The 23,430-nt window shown below is 44.4% G+C and carries 22 protein-coding genes; 9 read left to right on the top strand and 13 right to left on the bottom strand.

Annotation, left to right across the window (positions count from 1 at the left end):
• Positions 1-79: 79 nt before the first annotated feature.
• Together V7R39_RS04085 and V7R39_RS04080 are read right to left on the bottom strand one after the other, a co-directional pair.
• Entirely contained in the window at positions 80-736 is a 657-nt protein-coding gene (locus V7R39_RS04085; protein ID WP_334028460.1) for a cupin domain-containing protein, read from the bottom strand.
• A 62-nt stretch (positions 737-798) separates the two neighbouring features.
• Positions 799-1,422 carry a flavin reductase family protein gene (locus V7R39_RS04080; RefSeq protein ID WP_334028458.1) on the bottom strand — a complete coding sequence of 208 codons (624 nt, stop codon included), beginning with the start codon at positions 1,420-1,422 and terminating at the stop codon, positions 799-801.
• Between the two features lie 194 nt (positions 1,423-1,616).
• Between V7R39_RS04080 and V7R39_RS04075 the strand changes: the two genes are divergently transcribed.
• Together V7R39_RS04075 and V7R39_RS04070 are read left to right on the top strand one after the other, a co-directional pair.
• Complete coding sequence (locus V7R39_RS04075; RefSeq protein ID WP_334028456.1) at positions 1,617-1,748, top strand: hypothetical protein; 132 nt, start codon at positions 1,617-1,619, stop codon at positions 1,746-1,748.
• Between the two features lie 640 nt (positions 1,749-2,388).
• Positions 2,389-2,568, top strand: coding sequence for a hypothetical protein (locus tag V7R39_RS04070; protein ID WP_334028454.1), 180 nt, complete (start codon positions 2,389-2,391; stop codon positions 2,566-2,568).
• Here the strand turns inward: V7R39_RS04070 and V7R39_RS04065 are convergent.
• Complete coding sequence (locus V7R39_RS04065) at positions 2,565-3,329, bottom strand: peptidase (protein WP_334028452.1); 765 nt, start codon at positions 3,327-3,329, stop codon at positions 2,565-2,567. The two genes, V7R39_RS04070 and V7R39_RS04065, sit on opposite strands and share 4 nt — an antisense overlap.
• A gap of 268 nt (positions 3,330-3,597) precedes the next feature.
• Complete coding sequence (locus V7R39_RS04060; RefSeq protein ID WP_334028450.1) at positions 3,598-4,149, bottom strand: carboxymuconolactone decarboxylase family protein; 552 nt, start codon at positions 4,147-4,149, stop codon at positions 3,598-3,600.
• Positions 4,150-4,589: 440 nt separating this feature from the next.
• On the opposite strand from V7R39_RS04060, the gene V7R39_RS04055 reads away from it, so the two are divergent.
• Positions 4,590-5,174: a TetR/AcrR family transcriptional regulator gene (locus tag V7R39_RS04055; RefSeq protein WP_334028449.1), complete on the top strand. Its 585-nt coding sequence runs from the start codon at positions 4,590-4,592 to the stop codon at positions 5,172-5,174.
• A gap of 31 nt (positions 5,175-5,205) precedes the next feature.
• On the opposite strand, the gene V7R39_RS04050 is transcribed toward V7R39_RS04055, so the two are convergent.
• Both V7R39_RS04050 and V7R39_RS04045 read right to left on the bottom strand, forming a co-directional pair.
• Entirely contained in the window at positions 5,206-5,382 is a 177-nt protein-coding gene (locus V7R39_RS04050) for a hypothetical protein (protein WP_334028446.1), read from the bottom strand.
• Complete coding sequence (locus tag V7R39_RS04045) at positions 5,382-6,704, bottom strand: FAD-dependent monooxygenase (protein ID WP_334028444.1); 1,323 nt, start codon at positions 6,702-6,704, stop codon at positions 5,382-5,384. Before V7R39_RS04045 ends, V7R39_RS04050 begins: the two co-directional genes overlap by 1 nt.
• Positions 6,705-7,001: 297 nt before the next feature.
• Between V7R39_RS04045 and miaB the strand changes: the two genes are divergently transcribed.
• The 5 genes from miaB (at position 7,002) to lnt (ending at position 12,604) form a co-directional block, all read left to right on the top strand.
• On the top strand, positions 7,002-8,435 hold the full coding sequence (gene miaB / locus V7R39_RS04040) for a tRNA (N6-isopentenyl adenosine(37)-C2)-methylthiotransferase MiaB (protein WP_334028442.1): 1,434 nt from the start codon (positions 7,002-7,004) through the stop codon (positions 8,433-8,435).
• 73 nt (positions 8,436-8,508) lie between these two features.
• Positions 8,509-9,585 (top strand): PhoH family protein, encoded by a 1,077-nt coding sequence (locus V7R39_RS04035; RefSeq protein ID WP_334028439.1) that lies wholly within the window; start codon positions 8,509-8,511, stop codon positions 9,583-9,585.
• Positions 9,582-10,052, top strand: a complete 471-nt coding sequence (gene ybeY / locus V7R39_RS04030) for an rRNA maturation RNase YbeY (protein WP_334028437.1) — start codon at positions 9,582-9,584, stop codon at positions 10,050-10,052. Before V7R39_RS04035 ends, ybeY begins: the two co-directional genes overlap by 4 nt.
• Before the next feature lie 151 nt (positions 10,053-10,203).
• Positions 10,204-11,061, top strand: a complete 858-nt coding sequence (corC, locus tag V7R39_RS04025) for a CNNM family magnesium/cobalt transport protein CorC (protein WP_163105588.1) — start codon at positions 10,204-10,206, stop codon at positions 11,059-11,061.
• A gap of 43 nt (positions 11,062-11,104) precedes the next feature.
• Positions 11,105-12,604 carry an apolipoprotein N-acyltransferase gene (gene lnt / locus V7R39_RS04020; RefSeq protein WP_334029112.1) on the top strand — a complete coding sequence of 500 codons (1,500 nt, stop codon included), beginning with the start codon at positions 11,105-11,107 and terminating at the stop codon, positions 12,602-12,604.
• 206 nt (positions 12,605-12,810) lie between these two features.
• Here lnt and pta read toward each other — a convergent pair whose 3' ends face one another.
• A complete protein-coding gene (gene pta / locus V7R39_RS04015) occupies positions 12,811-14,952 on the bottom strand; it encodes a phosphate acetyltransferase (RefSeq protein WP_334028434.1) in 2,142 nt (713 codons plus the stop codon).
• Positions 14,953-14,978: 26 nt separating this feature from the next.
• Complete coding sequence (locus tag V7R39_RS04010; RefSeq protein WP_334028432.1) at positions 14,979-16,160, bottom strand: acetate kinase; 1,182 nt, start codon at positions 16,158-16,160, stop codon at positions 14,979-14,981.
• Between the two features lie 532 nt (positions 16,161-16,692).
• Here V7R39_RS04010 and V7R39_RS04005 point away from each other — a divergent pair.
• Positions 16,693-17,136 (top strand): Hsp20 family protein, encoded by a 444-nt coding sequence (locus V7R39_RS04005; RefSeq protein ID WP_334028430.1) that lies wholly within the window; start codon positions 16,693-16,695, stop codon positions 17,134-17,136.
• Positions 17,137-17,246: 110 nt separating this feature from the next.
• On the opposite strand, the gene V7R39_RS04000 is transcribed toward V7R39_RS04005, so the two are convergent.
• The 5 genes from V7R39_RS04000 to carA all read right to left on the bottom strand — a co-directional run bounded on the left by V7R39_RS04000 (position 17,247) and on the right by carA (position 23,429).
• Positions 17,247-17,642, bottom strand: coding sequence for a DUF3224 domain-containing protein (locus V7R39_RS04000; RefSeq protein ID WP_334028428.1), 396 nt, complete (start codon positions 17,640-17,642; stop codon positions 17,247-17,249).
• A 177-nt stretch (positions 17,643-17,819) separates the two neighbouring features.
• Positions 17,820-18,359 carry an NUDIX hydrolase gene (locus V7R39_RS03995; RefSeq protein ID WP_334028425.1) on the bottom strand — a complete coding sequence of 180 codons (540 nt, stop codon included), beginning with the start codon at positions 18,357-18,359 and terminating at the stop codon, positions 17,820-17,822.
• A gap of 112 nt (positions 18,360-18,471) precedes the next feature.
• Entirely contained in the window at positions 18,472-18,948 is a 477-nt protein-coding gene (gene greA, locus V7R39_RS03990) for a transcription elongation factor GreA (protein ID WP_334028423.1), read from the bottom strand.
• 116 nt (positions 18,949-19,064) lie between these two features.
• On the bottom strand, positions 19,065-22,286 hold the full coding sequence (carB, locus tag V7R39_RS03985) for a carbamoyl-phosphate synthase large subunit (protein ID WP_334028421.1): 3,222 nt from the start codon (positions 22,284-22,286) through the stop codon (positions 19,065-19,067).
• Between the two features lie 12 nt (positions 22,287-22,298).
• Positions 22,299-23,429 (bottom strand): glutamine-hydrolyzing carbamoyl-phosphate synthase small subunit, encoded by a 1,131-nt coding sequence (carA, locus tag V7R39_RS03980; protein WP_334028419.1) that lies wholly within the window; start codon positions 23,427-23,429, stop codon positions 22,299-22,301.
• Position 23,430 lies beyond the last annotated feature (1 nt).

Below are 23,430 nucleotides of genomic sequence, written 5' to 3'. Positions count from 1 at the left end.
ATCCAATAATATAAAAACAAAGAAAGGCCTATGTGGTAACAACATAGGCCTTTCTTATTTGTGTGCCAAAGCTACTTAACTACAACGCTACAGGCAGATGCCCTGTCTTTACCCAAATAACGGTCTCTTCATCTACAAACGGATGATGTTGACTCATGTGCGGGTTTCGCATCCAGGTACCTGTGGGGTATTCACCCGCCTCATCCTTAAACGTGCCTGACAGCACAAATATCTCTTCACCACCAAAGTGCCTATGGGGTTTAAACACCTCTTTGACTGGCCATTTAACCAGTGCAACATGCTCGTGTTCGAAGTTGTGCAGAGGCATTACCTGCAGACCCCCCTGCCCCTGTAGCCAGGGCGTATTCTGTGTATCTACCCTAACTTCTTGAAGATCCCGCTGGTCGAACTGGTTTAACTTTACCAGTATTACACACCCTTCTTTACTAAACGGGCTGTGCTTACTGCCTGGTGGGTTGCGTAAATACGTACCCGCAGGATAATCGCCATTCTCATCAGAAAACACGCCTTCTAAAACGAAAATTTCCTCGCCAAGGGGGTGACCGTGTTCACTAAAGCTAGCGCCAGCTTCATACTTAACCACACTGGTAGTATGCCCCGACTCTTTCGCTTCTCGCTCTAGCGGTTTACGCCATACTGTACTCGATGGCGATGCTTGCCATGGCATTGGCGTTGTATCAATCACCATGCGCTCATCAAAATTCATATTTAACATGCTACTTACCCTAGCTAACGTTTTAATTAGCCGCTTATAGTTGGCACTGCTACGTTACACATTTATTTTGCGTCTGGTCGGCGCAATTCAAAGTAGTTATTTTCACTAATAGAGAAATAATCCCCCGCACCGCCGCCGCGCATCACGGGTTTTCCCTTCAACGTTTTGTAAACGCCATCTTCAATCAGTGAGGTATCGATATGTACACCAACCACTTCTCCCATAATAAACCAGCTGTTCACGCGTTCTCCTTCAGCGGTTTTAAGCTGGGTGATGTCAGTAACCTTGCACTCCATCGACACTAGGCTTTCTTTCACCCGTGGAACCGCAACAACCTGACTGCTGGCGGTGCCTAACCCTGATGCTGAAAACTCGCTTATCTCAGCAGACAAAGGCCTACTCGTTTCGTTCATAGCATCAACTAGATGCTTAGATACCAAGTTCCAACAAAACTCTCCCGTCTCTCTGGCGTTATTGAGTGAATCTTTATCGCCCACACTGGAAAAGCCAATAATAGGAGGCGTGTAATTCAATGCGTTAAAAAAGCTATAGGGTGCTAAGTTAAGAACGCCTTGGGCAGATTGCGTGGAAATCCAACCAATAGGTCGTGGCGCAATAATGGCATTAAACGGGTCGTGAGCTAAGCCATGCCCGTCTTTCGGCTGATAAAAATGTGTTGCAGACAAAACCATTCCTTCACAAATATTGTTAGATTATTTATTGTAAACACAGGGGCTTACCCTAAACAAAAAATCGTGACCAGTAAATCGACCAAACTTCGCTAGCGTTATAATCACATTTGCTACCAGTGATAATACGCGCGTTTTACTTACCCGATCGTTTTGGTCGTTTGTTTCACTCACTGACAATAAGGTAGTACATGAATCCTCGCAATGTTGCATTTTCTCGAACTCGATTAACCGAACTCATGGTGCCCTCCTACGCTAATTTTGGCGGTAAAGTGCATGCAATGGAGAAGAAACGGCAAGCCCTGCCATCGCACTTGCAATGATCGATAGCTTGAAAACCATAGCGCTATGTTTTGCCTGTTGCATTGTGAAATTCCTGAGATTGAGTGTGTGTTGATATTGTGTACAGCTATACGAACCTTCAACGTCAACGCTGAAATAGTAGGCAGAGATACCTCTGCACCTACTATGCGGTGACATTATCGAGGCGAACGAAATTGAGGGTGTTCACTTTCTCTAAACGAAGATAAATTGAATTTGTCAGAAAAAACGCTGTAGTTATTAGTATTGATACTGAGCTTTATATAAAGCCAAGGACACCAGCTTTTAATGTCAGATTTTTTATTAGAAGAATTTTTATAAACCACGTTCTGGATATAGCCGCGCCGCTGACACCGCGAAGTAAAACACAGAGGTGGCGAGACATTCAATACTAAAGTAGTAATAACATATGATAAAAATGAGGATGTAATTTCAACGGCTTAGCCTTTGTGAACCACTTTCAGTCCTTGTTCATACAAAGACCATAATCATAAGATAGTTACCTTATTTGAACCTATTTCAGATATGAAGTTACTTTTCGTGCAAAGTTTCGCAGTAACAGAAAAGTAATATAACTGTCACGCTGCTGTCTTACGAGAAAGACACAGTGAACATATATTCAGAAGTTAAAGAGTAAACGCCATGACAGAGACACAATCTTCAGTACATCTTTCGTGCTTTATTGAAGCCATTGCCCTTGCTAAACATGAACAATGTGCAACACGCGACGAGCTTAAAGCGCTTTTAGAAAAAAAGGGCTATCAAGATGAGGTGACTTCCCAAACCGTCGAAGAGATTAATCCTCAGCTGTTTTTGAATTAGCTCTTTTTTAGGCGTAGTAAGAAAGCGCCAAACATCAAAAAAAGTGAGAAAGTCGCAGGTGCGCTCACCCCTATAATTCTCCCGTCGTTAAGTTTTACTATGTAACCAATGTCCGCAAATGCCGCCAACGTGGTATTGCTTACTTTAGTAGAGCCTTCAAGAAATCCAGTCATTATATCAGACCTTCCACCAGCCCAGTTTTCATCCCAATGACTATTTTTTGTTCCGACCCTACTGACAATATCAACTGGCACAAAGGTAGCGTCAGCATCAAACTCTTCTCGATACATTGCCAACGCATATTTACCTAAATACTCTCCAGAATCTTGAACGTATAAATTATCAAAAAGGCCCCAAATAGTTCCAAAGCCAATAACATGAGCCATTTCGTGTACAATTACGTCGAACAATGTTCCATTTGTTTCGAGAACGCCTAAGTCGGCTGTATCGAACTCCATGATACCTTGGGTAACGTAAACGCCCCCATCGTAGAACATGCCTCTTGTCGGGCCAGCTTGACCTAAAGTATTGCCAGGCCCATCGATGTCTGGTGCAGTAGCCTTAATTTGCATATCTACGTTTATGTTTTTTTGGGTGCCAATTAACGTAGACTCCCAGAAATTCACGGCTTTATCAAAAAAATCGGCTTGTGTAGAAGAAAGGCCGCTTTTATCAAAAACATTAATATTTATGAGGCCTGCGTGTGACTCTACAGAGGGTAATAATAGTAAACAAATCGCTAAAACTTGTAGGCTTTTCATAGCGTTACTCGGATATTTGGGTATTCTGTGAGGAAGCAAGGTATTGCTTACACACTTAGTTTATTAATCGTAGTCAACAACAGAGAATTAAGCAAAAAGAAGAACACAAAGCAAGCTGACATTTTTGCTATTTTTAAATACAGCGGCATCGGTTTCGGCATGTGGATAATCGAATGAAGAACAAAAAAGGCAGCTTAAAAAAATTTAAGCTGCCTTCCAAAAAACATACGGGGCAAAATTTTAAGACAAGCTCCGATTAGCAAACAATCTACTTAGGTGACCACTCAAACTTTTTGAATGGTTCATCAACTGGCGTATCTGCAAGGTGATTGGTGTAATTACTCATTACCTTTTGCGCTAATATCAACACAATTTCAAGCAACTGCTTGTGCTCGTAGCCTGCTTTATAGAATGCGTCGAGCTGAGACTTCTCTGCATTTCCTCGACCTCGTGTTAGCGCAAGCACAGTTTCTTTAAGCGTATTTAGCTTGCTATCAGACAGCGTCTCATCGTTGCGAAGCTCTTCAATTAAATCATCACGCACTTGCATGCTTTTTGCGATGCCGGTATGAGCTGGCACACAATAATGACATGCGTGTTCAACATTTACCGTTTGCCATACAACGGTTAGCTCTTCAGCATTAAACGAGGTGTCTTGTGCGAGCTTGTGCAGCACTTGGTACCCTTCAAGTAGCGTTGGCGCTTGGGCCATTACTGCATGTAGGTTCGGTACCATGCCAAATGCTTTTTCTGAATTATCTAAAAGTGATTTAGACGCTTCTGGCGCTGACTCTTTTGTATGTAAAGTAAAATCTGTCATTTTGTTCTCCTAATGCTGTGAACGAATTGAAACAGATAGACGACAACGGCAACGCTTTGCTTTTTACTATCGATGAAAAAGCGAAACGTGTAACTGACGCACGTTATTAAAAATCGCACTATCGTTTCAGTGGCATCAAACCCTGTAAGGCATATTTACCTAACTGGTTTAATACCGAATTTACTTAAGTTTAAAACTAGCTTACTAGGCTTATCTAAAATATGACTAGCAAGCGATGTGGACAGACTACACAAACTTGAACGAGCGTTCAAGAAAATTTTGAACGATCGTTCAAATTGACATAAATAGGAGACTATAATTCGAGACTTAAATTTTGGTAAATGTCGATTTTAACCCGCATTTTTCAATAATGGGTTTACCTTAGCCACTGTTCGAGAGATAATTGAACACACGTTCAAATTTGTATTTAGTATGATGTTATGAAGTACGCACAAGAAGATGCTGTCGAAAAGGCGACTATATTGTTTTGGAAAAAAGGGTTCCAAGGCTCTGGCATGCGCGATATTCAGCAAGCATTGGACATGCGCCCGGGAAGCATATACGCACGGTTTCAAAACAAAGAAGGCTTATTTAAACTTGTGGTAGAGCAGTACGTAGCTCACAGCAAAGACACACTGCAGAGCGTGGCCAATAGCGACACCCCGCTTTTATCCCTACGTGAATTTTTTAAAACTGCCTTAATTAACCCTGATGAGCTGCGATACATGCGCCAATGCTTGTTAGTAAAATCGATTACCGAGTTGGAACTGATTGGCGATGTGGGCAAAAAAGCAGTACTTGAAGGAATGGTGTTACTAAATAAATGCTTCGCTAACATCATCGAAAAAGCGATAGAGACGAAAGAGTTGCAAGATACTACGCCGGTGGTGTTTGCAGCCGATTGGCTGCAAAATCAATTCGTAGGGTTACGAGCCTTCGCAATATTGCAAACTGACAACAGTGCAATTGAAAAAATGATTGATAAGGTGCTTTATGACCTTAAAACACAATGGCCCTCAGACTGAATCATTACGCAATGACCTTCATATTGAATCATTACGAAAACGCTAACCTAATTAATAGAGCCACTAAAAGTAACCCCATTAGTGGCCAAATCCACTTCGCCCACTTTGCTGCGTCATCGTTACTTATGCGCATTTTCGAGCGCTCTAAAAGTGGAACAACAATAACTAACGCCGCAAACAATACCGCCAGTAAAATAAGAACTTCCATTAACGCATCCCTATAGCATATTTAAGCACTTCTTTTTTGATTGGACCTGCACGTTCGGCCACAGAAAGAAGCTGATTTCTTATCCATTTTATGGGGGCTATGTCGTTACTAAACAAGGTGTAGAACCCATCCATTGCTGACATCATTAACAAGTTGTCCCGTTTGCGTGGCTTCTCGTAATCGTTTTTCAACGCCTTAAAAAAGACCTGAGACGTTACATCATGACGCTTGGCAGTTACCTCCAATAGAGCTTGAACGTCTCTAAAGCCAATGTTTACTCCCTGCCCTGCTAATGGGTTAATGGTATGGGCTGCATCGCCGATTAATATTACCCGTTCCCTCACATATTCACTGGCATGCATGCGAGTCAGCGGAAACGCTGCCTTGCCGATAATAGAGAAATCATTCTTGTTCTGAGTAAGTTCATCAGGAAAAGCGTCAATGATCTCTGTTTTTAACTGCGTGCTGTTAAGACCTTTCAGGCGTTTTAATTCCTCAGGGGAGTTGTACCACACAAGCGATGCGTACTTCTCAAACATAGGCAAAAAGGCTTTTGGTCCTGTTGGTGTAAACTGCTGCCAGGTAATAGCCTGGGTTTCTTTTGCCATTTTAATGGTAATGCCCATCGCTTGTTGACCATATTGCCAACCTGACGTGCCAATACCGGCAAACTGACGAACTTGGGATTTTGCGCCATCTGCCCCAATGAGCCATTTAGCGTGAATCTGCGTGTTTGAAGACTCTGTGACTGAAGACAGTGTAATACACACGCTTTGCTCCTGTGTGCTTGTTTCGCTTGAGTGTTCTTCGTTGCTGCTAGAGTTTTTATCAGTTTTAGAGCTAGGCGTTGGTTTGGAGCTAGGCGTTGGTTTGGCGCTCGGCGTTAAGTTACTTGATGCGCTTTCTGATATCAGCGCAATGTTATCTATTTTGTCGTTGAAGATAACTCTCACGTTTTCATGCTGAACTAGCGCCTCGTGACAGGCTAACTGCAACAAACGATTTTCGACAAAGTAACCTAACTGAGGTACGTCGATACTCTTTGCAGTAAAATCAGTTCGGTGTTTGGGGTCATCCCACACGCTCAACCCCACGTAGGGTTTTAAGCGCATTTTTTCAATGTTTGTCCACGCCCCTAGCGCTTTTAGTAAGGTGACAGATGCTTCACTAATCGCTGATACCCGCAAATCTGGGCCTTGCTCTACTTCAAATGCGTGAGGCTGATTTGGCTCTATCACTACCACGCGATAATTTTGCTGCGCTAGCCCAAGGGCTAATGCTGCGCCCACCATACCGCCGCCGTTAATGCAAAAATCGTACATTCGTACTCCGTGGTAACTATAACGTTGAATATAATGAAGAATATAAAATACCCGCTGCCAACACAAATTAAGCGTAAGTTATAAGGCCAGTACTATTTTTGTTGCCGAAATTAATTAATCAGTAATCATCGCATTACGCTGGGAATATAGCTTCATAACAGGTAAAATATGCGGCTATTTTGAACATCTTCAACGTAACTGCGTTGTGTGGCGCAACAATATACGCTATTGCTTGCGACGTTTTTTTTGATTCCACCAACCACTTACCAAAACTTAACAGGTTAACGAATAGTTGCTATGACTAAAAAGCTGTATATCAAAACCTGGGGCTGCCAGATGAACGAGTATGACTCGGATAAAATGGCAGACTTACTAGACTCTACGCATGGCTACACTGCGGCAGACACCGCTGAAGAAGCCGATATCATTTTGCTTAACACCTGCTCAATCCGCGAGAAAGCGCAGGAGAAAGTGTTCCATCAGCTTGGCCGATGGAAAAACCTAAAGCAAGATAAGCCTGAGCTTATTATTGGTGTTGGCGGCTGTGTTGCATCGCAAGAAGGCGACACCATTCGCCAGCGTGCGCCTTTTGTTGATCTTGTTTTTGGTCCACAAACTTTGCACCGCCTTCCTGAAATGATCAACGAACTTCAAGGTGGCGCTAAATCGGTTATGGATATCAGCTTTCCTGAAATCGAGAAATTCGACCGCTTACCAGAGCCCCGTGCTGAAGGCCCCACTGCGTTCGTTTCTATCATGGAAGGCTGCTCAAAGTATTGTACATTCTGTGTTGTACCGTACACGCGTGGTGAAGAAGTCAGCAGACCGGTAGATGACGTGCTGCTTGAAATTGCGCAACTTGCAGGCCAAGGTGTGCGTGAAGTTAACTTGTTAGGGCAAAACGTAAACGCCTACCGTGGCGATCACTACGATGGCACGGTTTGCCGTTTCTCTGAGTTATTAGAGTTGGTTGCTGCTATCGATGGTATCGACCGAATTCGTTATACCACGTCGCATCCGGTTGAATTTACTGACGACATTATCGATGCCTATGCGGATATTCCAGAGTTAGTAGACCACTTACACCTTCCAGTTCAAAGCGGCTCAGACCGTATTTTGAATTTGATGAAGCGTGGCCATACCGCGTTAGAGTATAAATCTAAAATGCGTAAGCTTAAGAAAATTCGCCCGAACATAAGCTTATCGAGCGACTTTATTATTGGCTTTCCTGGAGAAACGGACGCTGATTTTGAAGCAACCATGGATTTGATCCAAGCCGTAGATTACGATTTAAGCTTTAGTTTCATTTACAGTGCTCGCCCAGGTACACCAGCGGCAGATGCAGTAGATGACGTGAGCGAAGAAACCAAAAAGCAGCGTTTACACCTTTTACAGCAGCGTATTACCCAACAGGCCTTGCGCATTGCTCGTCATATGGTGGGTACTGAGCAACGCATTTTGGTAGAAGGCCCATCTAAGAAAAACCCAATGGAGCTTTCTGGCCGTACTGAAAATAATCGAGTGGTTAATTTCGAAGGCACGCCAGATATGATTGGTGAGTTTGTAGATGTAAATGTGGTAGATGTATTTACCAATTCACTGCGCGGTGAAGTTATTCGCAGAGAGAGCGAAATGGGCTTGCGCGTAGCGGTATCGCCCCAAGCGATTTTGGCAAAACATCAAGCAGAATCACCTAACGAATTAGGTGTGGGCCAGTTTAATCCGGCCTAAGCCATTCACCACAGCAGTGTGGTAGTAGTTTAAATTATTGAATATAAAAGCGTATAGCGAGGAAAACAGAAGTTTGAGTACATTGGTAAGTAATGAATTTGAGTTAGAACCGGCAGATAGCAAGCGTTTGTCGAGTTTATGTGGACCGTTTGATGACAACATCAAGCAAATAGAGCGTAGGTTGGGTGTTGAGATAACATACCGAAATAACGCGTTCAAGGTGCTAGGAGAGCCACAGCAAATAAACAGTGCAGCCGAATTACTGAAACTTCTGTATATTGAAACGCAACCTTTAAAAGGCCGTATTCCCGACCTTGAAGCCGAGCAGGTGCACCTGGCCATTCAAGAAGCCCGCGTTATAGAAAAAGACGCTACAGGCGGTTACGGTAAAGAAGTTAACATTAAAACTAAGCGTGGCGTTATAAAGCCGCGCAATCCTAACCAAGCGCAATACGTTGCCAATATCGTTAATCACGATATTACCTTTGGTATTGGCCCTGCCGGTACGGGTAAAACCTACCTTGCCGTGGCCGCTGCGGTAGATGCCTTAGAGCGACAAGAAGTTCGACGTATTCTGCTTACCCGCCCTGCGGTTGAGGCAGGTGAAAAACTGGGTTTTCTACCTGGTGATTTGTCGCAAAAAGTAGACCCCTACCTGCGCCCGCTTTACGATGCATTGTTTGAAATGCTGGGCTTTGAAAAAGTCGAGAAGCTGATGGAGCGTGCGGTTATTGAGGTAGCTCCACTAGCCTACATGCGAGGACGGACACTTAATGATGCCTTTATCATTTTAGATGAAAGTCAAAATACCACGGTAGAACAAATGAAAATGTTCTTAACCCGCATTGGCTTTAATTCGAAAGCGGTCATTACCGGCGATATTACTCAGGTAGATTTACCACGAGGCGCAAAATCGGGCCTTCGCCATGCCATTGAAGTACTCAGTGACGTTGACGATATTTCGTTTAACTTTTTTAGTGCCGATGATGTAGTTCGCCACCCGGTAGTTGCTCGCATTGTTCGTGCGTATGAAGAACATGACGCCGAGCAAGAGCGCATTCGCAAGCAAAAGAAAGAAGAGGCATTGCGACAGCAGCAGGAACAAAGCTCATCATCGGTAGGCAGTTCTGATACAAGCAGCAACTCGTGACCGCTATTATCGATTATCAAAATGTGTATGAAGGCGAAGAGGAAATAGTGAATGCTATTCCTTCTGCCGACAGCCTAGCACAATGGGCTAATGCTGTTTTATCTGCAGAAGAGTTACGCGAACAAGAAGTGACGATTCGCTTTACTGACGAGGCAGAAAGCCAGCAGTTAAACAGTGATTACCGTCAAAAAGACAAGCCTACAAACGTACTTTCTTTTCCTTTTGAGGCTCCGCCTGGCATAGACATAAGCCTACTAGGTGATTTAATCATATGTGCGCCAGTTATTAGCAGAGAAGCCAGTGAGCAGAAAAAGTGCGTTGAGCATCATTATGCCCATATGACCGTTCACGGCATATTGCATTTACTCGGCTATGACCATATTACAGACGAAGATGCTGAAGTGATGGAAAGTAAAGAAATAGAAATTCTTTCCGCCTTGGGTATTGCAAACCCTTATGAAATTTAATCAGCGCTTTGATAGAAACTCCCCTAGGCTTTATAAACAGTTTTTGTAAGCTTGTGGATTAAAAGCGATTTCAAATTTAAAACAATAAAGCATTGACGACTAACGAGAAGCATTTTAACGTTGGCGTTGAACAAACTATAAAATGGATATTATGAGCGACGACAACCCCCACTCTACCAACGGCTCATCAGGCAAGAGTTGGTTAGATAAACTAAAAAATTCGATTTCTGGCGAGCCGAAAAATAGACAAGAATTGGTAGCAGTAATTACCGATGCGGAGCAAAATGAAATAATTGACCCACAAACCCGTGAAATGATTGAAGGGGTTATTGGGGTTAACGAAATGCGCGTAAGAGATATCATGATCCCTCGCGCCCAAATGTCCACTATCGATGTTGAGCAAAAAGTGGAAGAGTTTCTTCCCATTATGCTCGAGTCCGCTCACTCACGTTTTCCCGTTATTAGCGAAGATAAAGACCACATAGAAGGGATTTTACTCGCTAAAGATCTTCTCTCCTTCGCTTTCAACACCGAAAAGAACTTCAACCTTCGCGATATATTGCGCCCCGCGGTAATTGTTCCTGAGAGTAAGCGTGTAGACGTACTGCTAAAAGAGTTCAGGCAGCAGCGCTATCATATGGCTATTGTGGTTGATGAATACGGCGGCGTATCTGGTCTTGTCACTATCGAAGATATCTTAGAGATAATCGTCGGTGAAATTGAAGACGAATTTGATATTGAAGAAGACGGTACGGATGATATCCGCCCGCTAAATAAATCGACCTACTCAGTAAAAGCATTAACCCCTGTAGACGATTTTAACGAATTTTTTGAAACCAGCTTTAGTGAAGAAGAAGCCGATACCATTGGTGGCATTGTGCTAAAAGCCTTTGGTCACATGCCTGAAACTGGCGAAGAAGTTACAATTAGCGATATTCACTTCAAAGTGACTAACTCTGATAAACGTCGCTTAATTCAATTGAAGATATCGGTGCCCTCTCTCGAATAAATAGGGAGCATAGGCGTTGCCTACGTCTATGCTAAAACTACCCATGCTAAAACGCGCTATTCCTTATTTGCTGCTTATTATAAGCGGCCTGAGTCTTACGCTAGCTTTTGCGCCCTTTTCCATGTGGGCGCTCACTATTCCAGCTTTTGCTATTGCGATACGACAAGTCATTAAATTAAAACACAGACCCTTTTTTGCAGGTTGGCTGTTTGGCATGGCTTGGTTTGGCGCGGGTATAAGCTGGGTACATGTGAGTATTGCAGACTTCGGTGGCCTGCCGTTAATTGCCTCTGTGGGCTTGATGGCACTGCTTTGCGGTTATTTGGCACTATACCCAGCACTTGCTTTTAAGCTAACCGCCAAATTTTTTAGACCGCAATTATGGCCCTTGGCACTACCTTTGTTTTGGGTGCTCGCCGAGTGGCTGCGAAGCTGGATGTTATCAGGCTTTCCTTGGCTATCTTTAGGTTACAGCCAAATTAATAGCCCACTAGCAGGGTTCGCGCCCATTATTGGTGAAACGGGTATCGCTGCACTGCTTGTTGTTATTGCTGCATCGCTTGCCATCATTAACAGCAAACGTACCTTACTATCGGCTAGTGCTATAACCGCAAGTTTGCTGATTAGCGGTATTTTATTGCACCAACACACCTGGGTAAGCCCAGCGAAAAGCTATTCTGTTGCCATGGTGCAAGGAAACATTCCTCAAAGCATTCGCTGGGTGCCAGAGCAAGACGCTTCTACCATGGAAAAGTATTTGTCGTTAACGGAAACGGTGTGGGATAGCGACCTGATCATTTGGCCTGAGGCCGCAGTGCCAAAGCTTGAGCCACTAGCGCAGCCTTATTTAACGCAGTTAAACGAAAGAGCCTTTGTCGAAAACACGGCCCTCATCACGGGTATCGTTAACTTTAACTGGGAAACCGATGAGGCTTGGAACAATATAATTGTACTTGGTAAAAAAACGCCAGACGCGGCTTACCCAGACTATCAGTATTTTCATAACAATCGCTTTTCGAAACATCACCTATTGCCTATTGGAGAGGTTGTGCCTTTTGAATCGCTGCTTCGCCCGTTAGCCCCTATTTTTGATTTACCCATGTCGTCATTTTCTAGAGGAGACTTTCAGCAGCAGAACTTAGTAGCCAACGGCATTCACCTTGCGCCCGCTATTTGCTTTGAAATTGCTTTTCCACGCCAAGTGACTGCGAACATAAACAGCGATACCGATATGATAGTTACCGTGAGTAACGATGCTTGGTTTGGTAATTCTCACGGCCCAGCTCAACACCTTCAAATAGCCCAAATGCGAGCATTGGAGTTAGGCAGGCCAGTGCTACGAGCTACCAATAATGGTATTACTGCGTTTATTGATCACAAAGGTAGGGTTGATGGAAGGCTGCCGCAGTTTGAGTCTGCCAATATTAGTGCACCCGTTATTGCCACCACAGGGTTTACCCCCTACTACCACTTGCAAGACTTTGGCGTTGGGTTGTTAGTACTGGTGTTGTTTATTTGTGCGTGGCGTTTGCGAAAATCATAAGCATAGCTACACTGTTCGCTCATCAACATACATATCGGTTGCCAAGGAACGTGCAGCTAACCAATATACGAAAGGGTAGACGTCTAAAGACGTAGCCCCATTCGTTATCTCTGCCCTTTGCTGCAACACAGTCTATGCTGCAGCACGATCGATGCAGCGTGCTTATCTTCTACGCGCTTATTTGAGCCTCTGATAGAAGCTCTTAATTAGCTGTTGCCTTTTGCCTGAATAGCCGTTAGTGCAATGGTAAATACAATGTCATCAACTAACGCACCGCGACTTAGGTCGTTCACCGGCTTTCGCATGCCTTGCAGCATTGGGCCGATACAGACTAAATCAAAACTACGCTGTACCGCTTTGTATGTAGTGTTTCCCGTGTTTAAGTCGGGGAACACAAACACATTTGCTTTTCCTGCTACTGGGCTATTTGGCGCTTTGCTTTTACCAACGCTTTCAATGGCCGCCGCGTCGTACTGAAGCGGGCCGTCGATAAGAAGGTCTGGTCTCATCGATTGGGCAATCGCAGTTGCTTCACGCACTTTTTCTACATCGCTTCCTGCGCCAGATGTACCGGTACTATAGCTAATCATCGCCACTCTCGGCTCAATGCCGAACATTTGCGCTGATATTGCAGACTGTATTGCTATATCTGCCAGCTGTTGTGCATTAGGATCGGGGTTAATAGCGCAATCACCGTAGACCAATACCTGATCAGGCAGTAGCATAAAAAATACTGATGACACCAACGAGGCATTTTCCGCCGTTTTAACTAACTGCAGCGCAGGACGAATAGTATTGGCGGTAGTATTAACCGCCCCTGAAACAAGCCCGTCAACATGGTCTTGCTGAAGCATCATAGTGCCAAGGGTCACGTTGTCTTGAAGTAATTCTTTGGCCACCACGTCAGTAACGCCTTTGTGCCCGCGAAGTGCCACAAGGCCTTCTACGTATTCGCCGCGAACCTGCTCAGGCGATAAAATCTCAACACCATCGCTTAACACCACGCCCTGTTGCTCTGCAATTCGTCGAATTTCGGTTTCATCACCTAATAATACGGGTCTTGCCAAGCCTCGGCTTGCACATATTGAGGCCGCAACAACAGTACGAGGCTCATTACCCTCTGGCAGCACTATTCGCTTATTAACCTGTCTAGCACGGTTAGTAAGGTAATACCTAAATGCCGACGGTGACAGCTTACGCTGCCGTGATACTTTATCGGTAAGCGAGGTTACCCATTCTGCATCTAAACTTTCAGCGGTATGCACCATCACTTTTTCAATGCGCTGACTATCGTCTACCGGCACTTCTTGATTAAACGCATGCAAGTTCTGGGCGGTTTGCCATGTGTTAGTATTAACTAACATTACGGGCAACCCCGTTTCCATGGCTTGGCTACATAAAGCCGCTATGTTCTCGTCGGGCTCATAGCCGCCGGTAAGTAGCAGCGCGCCCAGCTTTGTACCATTTAATGCAGCAAGGCAGCACGACACAAAAACATCGCTTCTATCGCCAGACAGCACCAATAATGCTCCCGGCTTTAGCGCATGAGTCATATTGTGAATTTCTCGTCCACAAAACGTCACGCTACTGAGTCGGCGCTTGGCCATGTCCCCCTCATTGATTAAATTGGCGTTAAGGTGCTTCGCAATGTCGATAGCGCGGGGAGAGACTAACTCTGCGCTCCAATCTACATTTCCGAGCAGGCTTAACCCTTTTTTGAATATGGGCAAATTTTTAAGCGCATCTGAGCGAGATTCATCGTGCTCTGGCTTATCTACAACACCGATATCTGCGCGCAAACTACCGTGCTCATCAAGCGGTGCATTCACTTTGTTAAAAATACACCCTACTACCTTCTGACTTTTATGCCCGCCGTAGGTATCAACTACAATTTCTAGTCTGTGGTTAATATCGACGATATCGTCATTACCGGGAACCGCCACAAACACAATATCGGCATCTAGTGCGCGACTGATTTCTAAGTTTAATCGCTCAGCGTAAGGGTGGTGCCTAGTCGTTACCAACCCTTCAATAACCGTGACGGCATCTTGTTCGCTGCTGTTTTCAAAGCGCTCAATAATGTCTTCCAACAATTCGTCGGTATTATCGTTACTGATCATTCGCTCGACATAGTCGAGCGTAAACGGTGTAATCGGCGTTACGCTGGCATGATGAGCAATAATAGCGGTTGAACGCTCTTCGCCTTTGTCACCACGGCGAGGCTGTGCGACAGGTTTAAAAAAGTTGAGCTTAATGCCCTGCTCTTCAATAGCACGAACAAGGCCCATGCTGACCGTTGTGAGCCCAACGCTTGAACCAACTGGGATCAGCATAATTTTACGAGACATAATTTCTCCTGCTTTTTACAGCATTTTTAAGCGAACGCTGCCGCATCAGCGGCAATCACCCACTCTTCATTCGTGGGTACAACGAAAACGGTCTTTTGTGATGAGGAAGCAGTTATCTCGCCTCCCTTGCCAAACCGTGCGTCGAGATTCTTTTGTTGGTCAATTGTGACGCCCATGTGCGCGAAGTAACCCATAGTGGTTTCTCGAATAAGTGACGAATTTTCACCAATACCGCCAGTGAACACAATGGCATCTAAGGAAGGCACTGCAATAAGGTAACCCGCGACATATTTCGCTAAACGATAGCAGAATATTTCGATAGCAAGTTTTGCCCCTTCATGCCCTTTCTCAGCTTCTTCTTCCAACGTTCTACAATCGTTACTAAGCTCTGATATGCCTAACAAACCAGACTCTTTATTTAATAAGTCACTAATTTCATCAGCTGTTTTGCCTAATTTTTTCTGAAGCGTACTTGGAAGGCTAGGATCTAAGTCACCACATCGAGTGCCCATCACTAACCCCTCTAAAGGAATAAAGCCCATGCTTGTATCAACAGCCTGGCCTTTTTCAATTGCTGCTACGCTGCAACCGTTTCCTAAGTGAGCGCTAATAACACTTGTCTCTTCGACCGGCTTATTAAGCAGTGATGCAGTACTGTCGAGAATAAATTTATGACTGGTGCCGTGGAAACCATATCGGCGTATTCCATGGTCTCTGTAGAGGTCCATAGGAAGCGCATAGATGAAAGCTTTCTGCGGCATGGTTTGAAAAAATGAGGTATCAAATACGCATACATGAGGTAAGTGAGGGTACGCTTTTTGCGCCGTAACAACACCTTTTGCATTAGCTAAATTATGAAGCGGCGCCATACTGGCGTAGTCTTTAATTGCCGCTAATACCTCGTCATTAACCAATGCAGCCTGCTTAAATTTTTCACCGCCATGCACCACGCGGTGACCCACCGCAACAGGTTTAACCCCGGTATCTTCAATGATTGTTGAAATAGCATTAAGCGCCTCGGTATGACCTGCGTTGGCACTTAATGAGAACGACGTTTTATTGCCATTTAATTTGTAAGTGATGCTTGCATCAGGGTTACCCAAGCTTTCTGCTAAACCGGATAAACCAGCTTCGCCAGTATTAGCATCAATAATGGCGAATTTAACGGAAGAACTGCCACAATTTAAAACAACAACTTCTTTTTTCATGAATTTATTTGTATACATATCAAACGGTGAATGTAATGAAATTGTAGCATTTATAATCAACGACGTTGGTTAATGGTTTGCTAAATGTTTTATAAAATGTGTCACAAACCTTTCATTTTGATAAACAAATTCATTCTAACACTCATCGATTTATGTAGTTCACTCACTGCTAATAGAGCATCAAGGAATGTGGGAATGAAGCGTGAATGGAGGTGTTGACAGAGCGCGTAAATGAGAGTGCTTGTATGAGGGCGCATGTAAAAGCTCATATAAGATATCGCTAGCAGCGCAAACGACACACCCCAGTAAAAAAATAGAAAAATCAGCAAAAAAATTAAAATTTAACTTTTAAAAATCAGCAACTTAGAATATCAATCGACTTTTCTTTAAAATAAATTCACTTTTTTTCTTGAAAAGCATTTGGCAAATCCCATATCTGTTATGTCGGCGCTGAAAGGTCAGGTCGACAATACTGCCGCCGCATGTCGGGGCATCATTTTTTAACATATTGCTTTATTTTAAGGATATGACTATGCGTAATATCGATCTATCTCCACTATACCGTTCATTCATTGGTTCAGACCACCTTGCATCACTTGTAGACGCCGCAGCGCGCTCTGAAAAGCAAAGTACTTACCCGCCTTACAACATTGAGTTGCTGAGCGACGACAAGTACCGCGTTACTATGGCCATCGCGGGTTTTAGTAAAGACGATGTGTCTATTCAAGTTGAGGAAAATACGCTCACCATTACTGGAAACAAAAAAACCGACAGTAATGATACTAGCGAGCGGAAGTATCTTCACAAGGGAATTTCTGAACGCAACTTTGAACGAAAATTCCAATTAGGCGACCATGTGAAAGTGTTGGCCGCTGATATGGAAAATGGCCTCCTACATATCGATATGGAGCGAGTCATTCCTGATGCGAAGAAGCCACGAACAATTGAGATTGGTTCGAAGCTTATAGAGAACTAATTTTTTAATATTGTGTGTTTCCCTGTTTTAAACGGCGCTGTGTGGGCGCCGTTTTTTTATATTTGGTATAAAAAGGGAAAGAACAAAAGGGAAGAATAAATTCGAGCTAATTATTCATTACCTTGCTCAGTAAACGAATAGTTAGCTTTACCAGACTCAGACGAAGTGAAGTTCCCAGAAAGGTTAACACCGGAAAGCTCTCCGGTTGCCGTCTCAGTAACAGCGGTAAATGTGCTGCTAGCAACACCGTCTTTAAACGTACCATCGTGTTTAAACGTAACTGTTCCTCGCCGCCCGTCAATCACACCGATAAACTCTTCAAAGCCAACGAAACATGCACTTACACCACTTTTGTAGCTCATGATGAACTCAACGTGTCCTTCTCCCTTCATATCGCCTTCATAGGCTTGAACAACGCTGGCGCGAACAGTTTTTACCTGTTCACACTTCTCTTTTATTATCTCTTCATTCCATTGTGTAATGGTAAATATGCCTTCGCCGTTCATGATTAACTCGCTTGATAATTTGCTGTCAGCAATACTATTAAAAATAGTTAATAAAAATCAATACTGAATGTGTTACCAAAGGTAACCGGAGGATTTTATTTACTTTTTGCCCCATTACGTCTATTACAAGAAACAACCCGTAACTCTGTTTCTCACTGGTCTGACTCGCATTCTGTATTAAATAAAGCCTTTTAATGTCGCCAAGCCGAATGCATTACAGCTAGAGGCATCTTGAATTTCGCCGGCTATAATTTTGTTTTTGAACTCTTCTAGTGGCATTTTAAGTACTTTGAGGTCTTCTTCCTCACTGTCGAGCTCTTGCTTTCCCTGGCTCAGCTCTGAGGCGACAAAAATGTGGTATCCCTGATTACAAAATCCATAAGCGAGATATTGAAAACCCACATATTCCATTTTGCCAGCTCTAAGGCCTGTCTCTTCTCTTAGCTCACCAGCAGCAAGCGTTAGTGGTGAAGCGTTGGGATTGTCTTCCCATGCCCCTTGAGGAAACTCTATTTGTCGTTTACCAATGGTATATCGGTACTGTTCCACTAAATAGACATGGTCTTTATCGATGGGAATAATAATCGCAAAATCAGGCTTTTCTACTACCCCGTAAATGCCTTCTTTACCACTGGCGCGTAGAATTTTATCTTCTCTTAATGTCAGCCATTTATTCTGGTATACCACTTTGCTGTCTAGCGTTTCTATGTCTTTCATATATCCCCTTATATAAGCCTGAGATGATAAGTGACTGGCATAAACAAAAACGCCGAGTTTTTAAGCTCGGCGTTTACATTATTCTATCTACTTGGATAACACTACGCTGACGCTAAATATACTCTACTTCGATAATTTCAACTTCAACAGTGCCGGCAGGCGTTTGAATGTTTACTGTATCATCTAACTCTTTACCAATTAGTCCGCGAGCAATGGGTGAATTTACTGAGATAAGGTTATTTTTGATATCAGCTTCATCGTCGCCAACAATGCGATATGTCGTTTCTTCTTCGCTGTCTACATTAAGGATAGTTACTGTAGTACCGAAGATAACCTTGCCCGTATTTTCCATTTTAGTAACATCGATAATTTGCGCGTTCGACAGCTTACCTTCAATGTCTTGAATACGGCCTTCGCAAAAGCTTTGTTGCTCTCTTGCAGCATGATACTCAGCGTTTTCTTTCAAATCGCCGTGTTCACGGGCATCTGCAATGTCCGCGATAATACGAGGACGTGTTTTGGTTTTAAGTTCGTTTAGCTCATCGCGCAGCATTTGGGCGCCATGCGCGGTCATTGGGTACTGACTCATAAATACAGTCTCGACTAACGTAATATTTAAACTGAAAAATGCGCCCTAAGGGCGCACTTTTATATATTCACACAAATGTAATAAAGCTAGGATACCTCGTATCCTAGCTCATGTCATTAGTGATTAATTCGAGCGTGTAGCTCTTGAACAGAGGCTACTTTGTTTCTATCGTCTGCGGATTTTGCTCTGATAGTCGCAAAGGCAGCGTTCATTGTTGTGGTATAGGTTACCTTATTCAGTAACGCTTCACGGCGAATGTACACTGAATCTGTGATTGCCTGACGACCTTCTGTTGTATTGATTAAATAGGCATACTCGCCGTTTTTAATTGCATCAACAATGTTAGGGCGACCTTCAGACAACTTATTCACTACTGAACTCATAATGCCTGCATCGTAAAGCGTTGTCGCCGTACCGCGGGTAGCTTCAACAGTAAACCCTGCGTCAACCAACGCCCTTGCAAGCTCAATGATTTTGCCTTTATCAGTGTCACGAACAGAAATAAGTGCCTTACCGCTTTTCGGCAGTGGCGCACCAGCACCTAGGTTCGCTTTGGCATACGCCTCTTCAAACGTATCGCCAACGCCCATAACCTCACCTGTAGAGCGCATTTCTGGGCCTAATAGTGGATCAACACCTTGGAACTTCGCGAACGGCAGAACCACTTCTTTCACAGAGTAAAACGGTGGAATAATCTCTTTGGTAACCCCTTGCTCAGCTAAGCTAACGCCAGCCATGGCGCGTGCTGCCACTTTTGCTAACGGAACGCCGGTTGCCTTAGAGACAAAAGGAACTGTACGTGCAGCACGTGGGTTAACTTCGATAAGGTAAACTTCACCGTCTTTAATCGCAAACTGGGTATTCATTAAACCGATTACGCCAAGCTCAAGGGCCATTGCACGAACCTGTTCACGCATGGTGTCTTGAATTTCTGCTGACAGTGAGTGTGGCGGCAGTGAACATGCAGAGTCACCAGAGTGAACACCCGCCTGCTCGATATGCTCCATAATACCGCCGATAACCACCTCTTTGCCGTCGCAGATGGCATCGATATCAACTTCAATGGCATCGTCAAGGAATCGGTCTAGCAATACGGGGGCATCGTTCGATACTTTCACCGCTTCGTTTAGATAGCGCTTTAGATCTTTGATGTCGTATACAATTTCCATTGCGCGACCACCAAGAACATAAGACGGTCTAACAACTAGCGGGAAGCCAATTTCTTCGGCCATCGCCAGTGCTTGCTCAACATTGGTAACCGTTGAGTTAGCAGGCTGCTTTAAATTCAACTTATTAACCATCTGCTGGAAACGCTCGCGATCTTCCGCGCGGTCAATCGCATCAGGTGTGGTACCCATAATTGGTACGCCCGCAGCTTCAAGGGCACGCGCAAGCTTCAGTGGCGTTTGGCCACCGTACTGAACGATGACGCCTTTTGGCTTCTCTTTTTCAACAATTTCAAGCACATCTTCAAGAGTGACTGGCTCGAAATACAAGCGGTCAGAAGTGTCATAATCGGTAGACACCGTTTCTGGGTTACAGTTAACCATAATGGTTTCGTAACCATCTTCACGCATTGATAAGGCCGCGTGAACACAACAGTAATCAAACTCAATACCTTGACCAATACGGTTCGGTCCGCCGCCAATAACCATAATTTTGTCACGGTCTGTTGGGTTGGCCTCACACTCTTCGTCATAGGTTGAGTACATGTAGGCAGTGCTGGTAGAAAATTCAGCAGCGCAGGTATCAACACGCTTATACACCGGCGCAATACCGAACTCTCTGCGCGTTTCACGCACGTCGCTTTCAGCTACTTTGGTGAGCTCTGCAATACGAGAATCTGAGAAACCTTTACGCTTAAGTGTGCGCATAAGGTCTGTGTCTATGCCAGGCAATCCAAGTTCAGCAATCTGAGCTTCGTGTTTAATCAAGTCTTCTAGCTGCACCAAATACCAACGATCGATATTGGTTAAATCGAACACTTCATCAACGCTCATGCCCATGCGGAACGCGTCGCCAATATACCAAATGCGCTCAGCACCGGGTTGACGCAATTCATATATCACCTTGTTACGTGATTCAGAATCGTCTAAATCCACCATGGAGTTCAGGCCGTTAGCGCCCACTTCCAATCCACGCAATGCTTTTTGCAATGACTCTTGCTGGTTACGTCCAATGGCCATGACTTCACCAACAGACTTCATCTGCGTAGTTAAACGGTCATTTGCACCGGCAAACTTTTCGAAGTTAAAGCGTGGAATTTTGGTCACAACGTAATCGATAGAGGGTTCGAAAGACGCCGGCGTTAAACCGCCAGTGATGTCATTCGCTAACTCATCAAGGGTATAACCTACCGCAAGCTTGGCAGCTACTTTAGCAATAGGGAAACCTGTCGCTTTAGATGCCAACGCAGAAGAGCGGGATACGCGAGGATTCATTTCGATGATAACCAAGCGCCCTGTTTTAGGGTCGACACCAAATTGAACGTTTGAACCGCCAGTCTCAACACCAATTTCACGAAGTACCGCCATGGCAGCATTTCGCATAATTTGGAATTCTTTGTCGGTCAGAGTTTGTGCTGGCGCAACAGTAATCGAGTCGCCAGTGTGAACACCCATGGGGTCGAAATTTTCAATGGTACAAACAATAATGCAGTTGTCTGCTTTATCGCGAACCACTTCCATCTCGTATTCTTTCCATCCTAGCAACGACTCGTCAATAAGCAGTTCGCTTGTAGGTGAAAGGTCGAGACCTCGGGTACAAATTTCGTTGAATTCGTCAATGTTGTAAGCGATACCGCCACCGGTTCCGCCCATAGTAAACGAAGGACGAATAATACATGGGAAACCAATGCGGCTAAGCACGTCATGGGCTTCATCCATGGTGTGAGCAATTTCAGCACGTGGACACTCAAGCCCAATGTTCTTCATTGCTTTGTCGAAACGCTCGCGGTTTTCAGCCTTATCGATAGCATCAGCAGTCGCACCGATAAGCTCGCAACCAAACTCTTCAAGCACGCCGTGCTTGTCTAACTCGAGTGCGCAGTTGAGTGCTGTTTGCCCACCCATAGTAGGAAGGATGGCATCTGGACGCTCTTTCTCAATTATTTTGCGTACTACTTCCCAGTGAATTGGCTCGATGTAAGTGGCATCTGCCATTTCGGGGTCGGTCATTATCGTCGCTGGATTAGAGTTAACCAGAATGACGCGGTAACCTTCTTCACGCAGCGCTTTACACGCTTGAGCGCCTGAATAATCAAATTCACAGGCCTGGCCGATAACAATAGGGCCAGCACCTATAATAAGAATACTTTTTATGTCGGTACGTTTTGGCATGTTGGCTAATTCCTACTGCTTGTGTTGTTCAATAAGTTCAATGAAGTGGTCGAATAATGGCGCCGCTTCGTGAGGGCCTGGGCTTGCTTCAGGGTGCCCCTGAAAACTAAACGCTGGCTTGTCGGTGCGGTGAATACCCTGCAACGACTTATCGAACAATGAAACGTGGGTGATTTCTAGGTTATCTGGCAAGCTAGATTCATCAACAGCAAAACCGTGATTTTGGCTGGTGATCATAACCACGTTACGCTTTAGATCTTTAACCGGGTGATTCGCACCATGGTGACCAAATTTCATTTTGGCGGTAGTCGCGCCGCTGGCAAGCGCCAATAGTTGGTGCCCTAAGCAAATGCCAAACACTGGAATACCCGTTTCAACAATGGTTTTGATTGCTGTAATAGCGTAATCACATGGCTCTGGATCGCCGGGTCCGTTTGATAGGAATACCCCATCTGGACTCATAGCAAGCACGTCATTAGCAGGTGTTTGTGCCGGTACCAACGTGATTTTGCAACCGCGGTCGGCAAGCATACGAAGGATGTTGTGTTTAACACCGTAATCGTACGCTACCACATGATATTTGCTTTCACTTGGTGTTACGTAGCCTTTACCAAGCTCCCAGCTTCCTTCTGTCCATGTTTTTGGTTCGGTAATACTCACTACCTTCGCCAAATCCATGCCTTTAAGACCAGGGAATGCTTTGGCTTGCTCTAACGCACTAGACTCGTCTAATTCATCAGTACAAATGATACAACCATTTTGCGCGCCTTTATCTCGAAGAATTCGAGTTAAACGACGGGTATCAATATCTGCTATACCAACAATGCCTTTCGCTTTGAGGTATTCAGATAGAGTTTGTTGTTGACGATAGTTACTAGCAACGAGCGGCAAATCGCGAATAATAAGACCTTTTGACCAGATTTTATCTGCTTCAACGTCTTCAGAATTAGTGCCGGTGTTGCCAATGTGTGGATAGGTAAGGGTAATGATTTGTTCAGCGTAAGATGGGTCGGTAAGAATTTCTTGATAGCCTGTCATGGAAGTGTTGAAAACAACTTCCCCAACGGAACAGCCAGCGGCACCAATAGCAGTACCTTTAAAAACAGAACCGTCCTCTAACACCAAAAGGGCAGAATGAGCCAAG

Source organism: Alteromonas sp. P256, from assembly GCF_036864455.1.
Classification (GTDB): Bacteria; Pseudomonadota; Gammaproteobacteria; order Enterobacterales; family Alteromonadaceae; genus Alteromonas.
This window is presented reverse-complemented; position numbering and strand designations above follow the sequence as displayed.

Excerpts from the sequence above, each read along its gene's own strand:
- V7R39_RS04085 (WP_334028460.1), bottom strand. The coding sequence starts at position 736 with ATGTTAAATATGAATTTTGATGAGCGCATGGTGATTGATACAACGCCA.
- V7R39_RS04075 (WP_334028456.1), top strand. The coding sequence starts at position 1,617 with ATGAATCCTCGCAATGTTGCATTTTCTCGAACTCGATTAACCGAACTC.
- V7R39_RS04070 (WP_334028454.1), top strand. The coding sequence starts at position 2,389 with ATGACAGAGACACAATCTTCAGTACATCTTTCGTGCTTTATTGAAGCC.
- V7R39_RS04065 (WP_334028452.1), bottom strand. The coding sequence starts at position 3,329 with ATGAAAAGCCTACAAGTTTTAGCGATTTGTTTACTATTATTACCCTCT.
- V7R39_RS04060 (WP_334028450.1), bottom strand. The coding sequence starts at position 4,149 with ATGACAGATTTTACTTTACATACAAAAGAGTCAGCGCCAGAAGCGTCT.
- V7R39_RS04055 (WP_334028449.1), top strand. The coding sequence starts at position 4,590 with ATGAAGTACGCACAAGAAGATGCTGTCGAAAAGGCGACTATATTGTTT.
- V7R39_RS04050 (WP_334028446.1), bottom strand. The coding sequence starts at position 5,382 with ATGGAAGTTCTTATTTTACTGGCGGTATTGTTTGCGGCGTTAGTTATT.
- V7R39_RS04045 (WP_334028444.1), bottom strand. The coding sequence starts at position 6,704 with ATGTACGATTTTTGCATTAACGGCGGCGGTATGGTGGGCGCAGCATTA.
- miaB (WP_334028442.1), top strand. The coding sequence starts at position 7,002 with ATGACTAAAAAGCTGTATATCAAAACCTGGGGCTGCCAGATGAACGAG.
- corC (WP_163105588.1), top strand. The coding sequence starts at position 10,204 with ATGAGCGACGACAACCCCCACTCTACCAACGGCTCATCAGGCAAGAGT.
- lnt (WP_334029112.1), top strand. The coding sequence starts at position 11,105 with ATGCTAAAACGCGCTATTCCTTATTTGCTGCTTATTATAAGCGGCCTG.
- pta (WP_334028434.1), bottom strand. The coding sequence starts at position 14,952 with ATGTCTCGTAAAATTATGCTGATCCCAGTTGGTTCAAGCGTTGGGCTC.
- V7R39_RS04010 (WP_334028432.1), bottom strand. The coding sequence starts at position 16,160 with ATGAAAAAAGAAGTTGTTGTTTTAAATTGTGGCAGTTCTTCCGTTAAA.
- V7R39_RS04005 (WP_334028430.1), top strand. The coding sequence starts at position 16,693 with ATGCGTAATATCGATCTATCTCCACTATACCGTTCATTCATTGGTTCA.
- V7R39_RS04000 (WP_334028428.1), bottom strand. The coding sequence starts at position 17,642 with ATGAACGGCGAAGGCATATTTACCATTACACAATGGAATGAAGAGATA.
- V7R39_RS03995 (WP_334028425.1), bottom strand. The coding sequence starts at position 18,359 with ATGAAAGACATAGAAACGCTAGACAGCAAAGTGGTATACCAGAATAAA.
- greA (WP_334028423.1), bottom strand. The coding sequence starts at position 18,948 with ATGAGTCAGTACCCAATGACCGCGCATGGCGCCCAAATGCTGCGCGAT.
- carB (WP_334028421.1), bottom strand. The coding sequence starts at position 22,286 with ATGCCAAAACGTACCGACATAAAAAGTATTCTTATTATAGGTGCTGGC.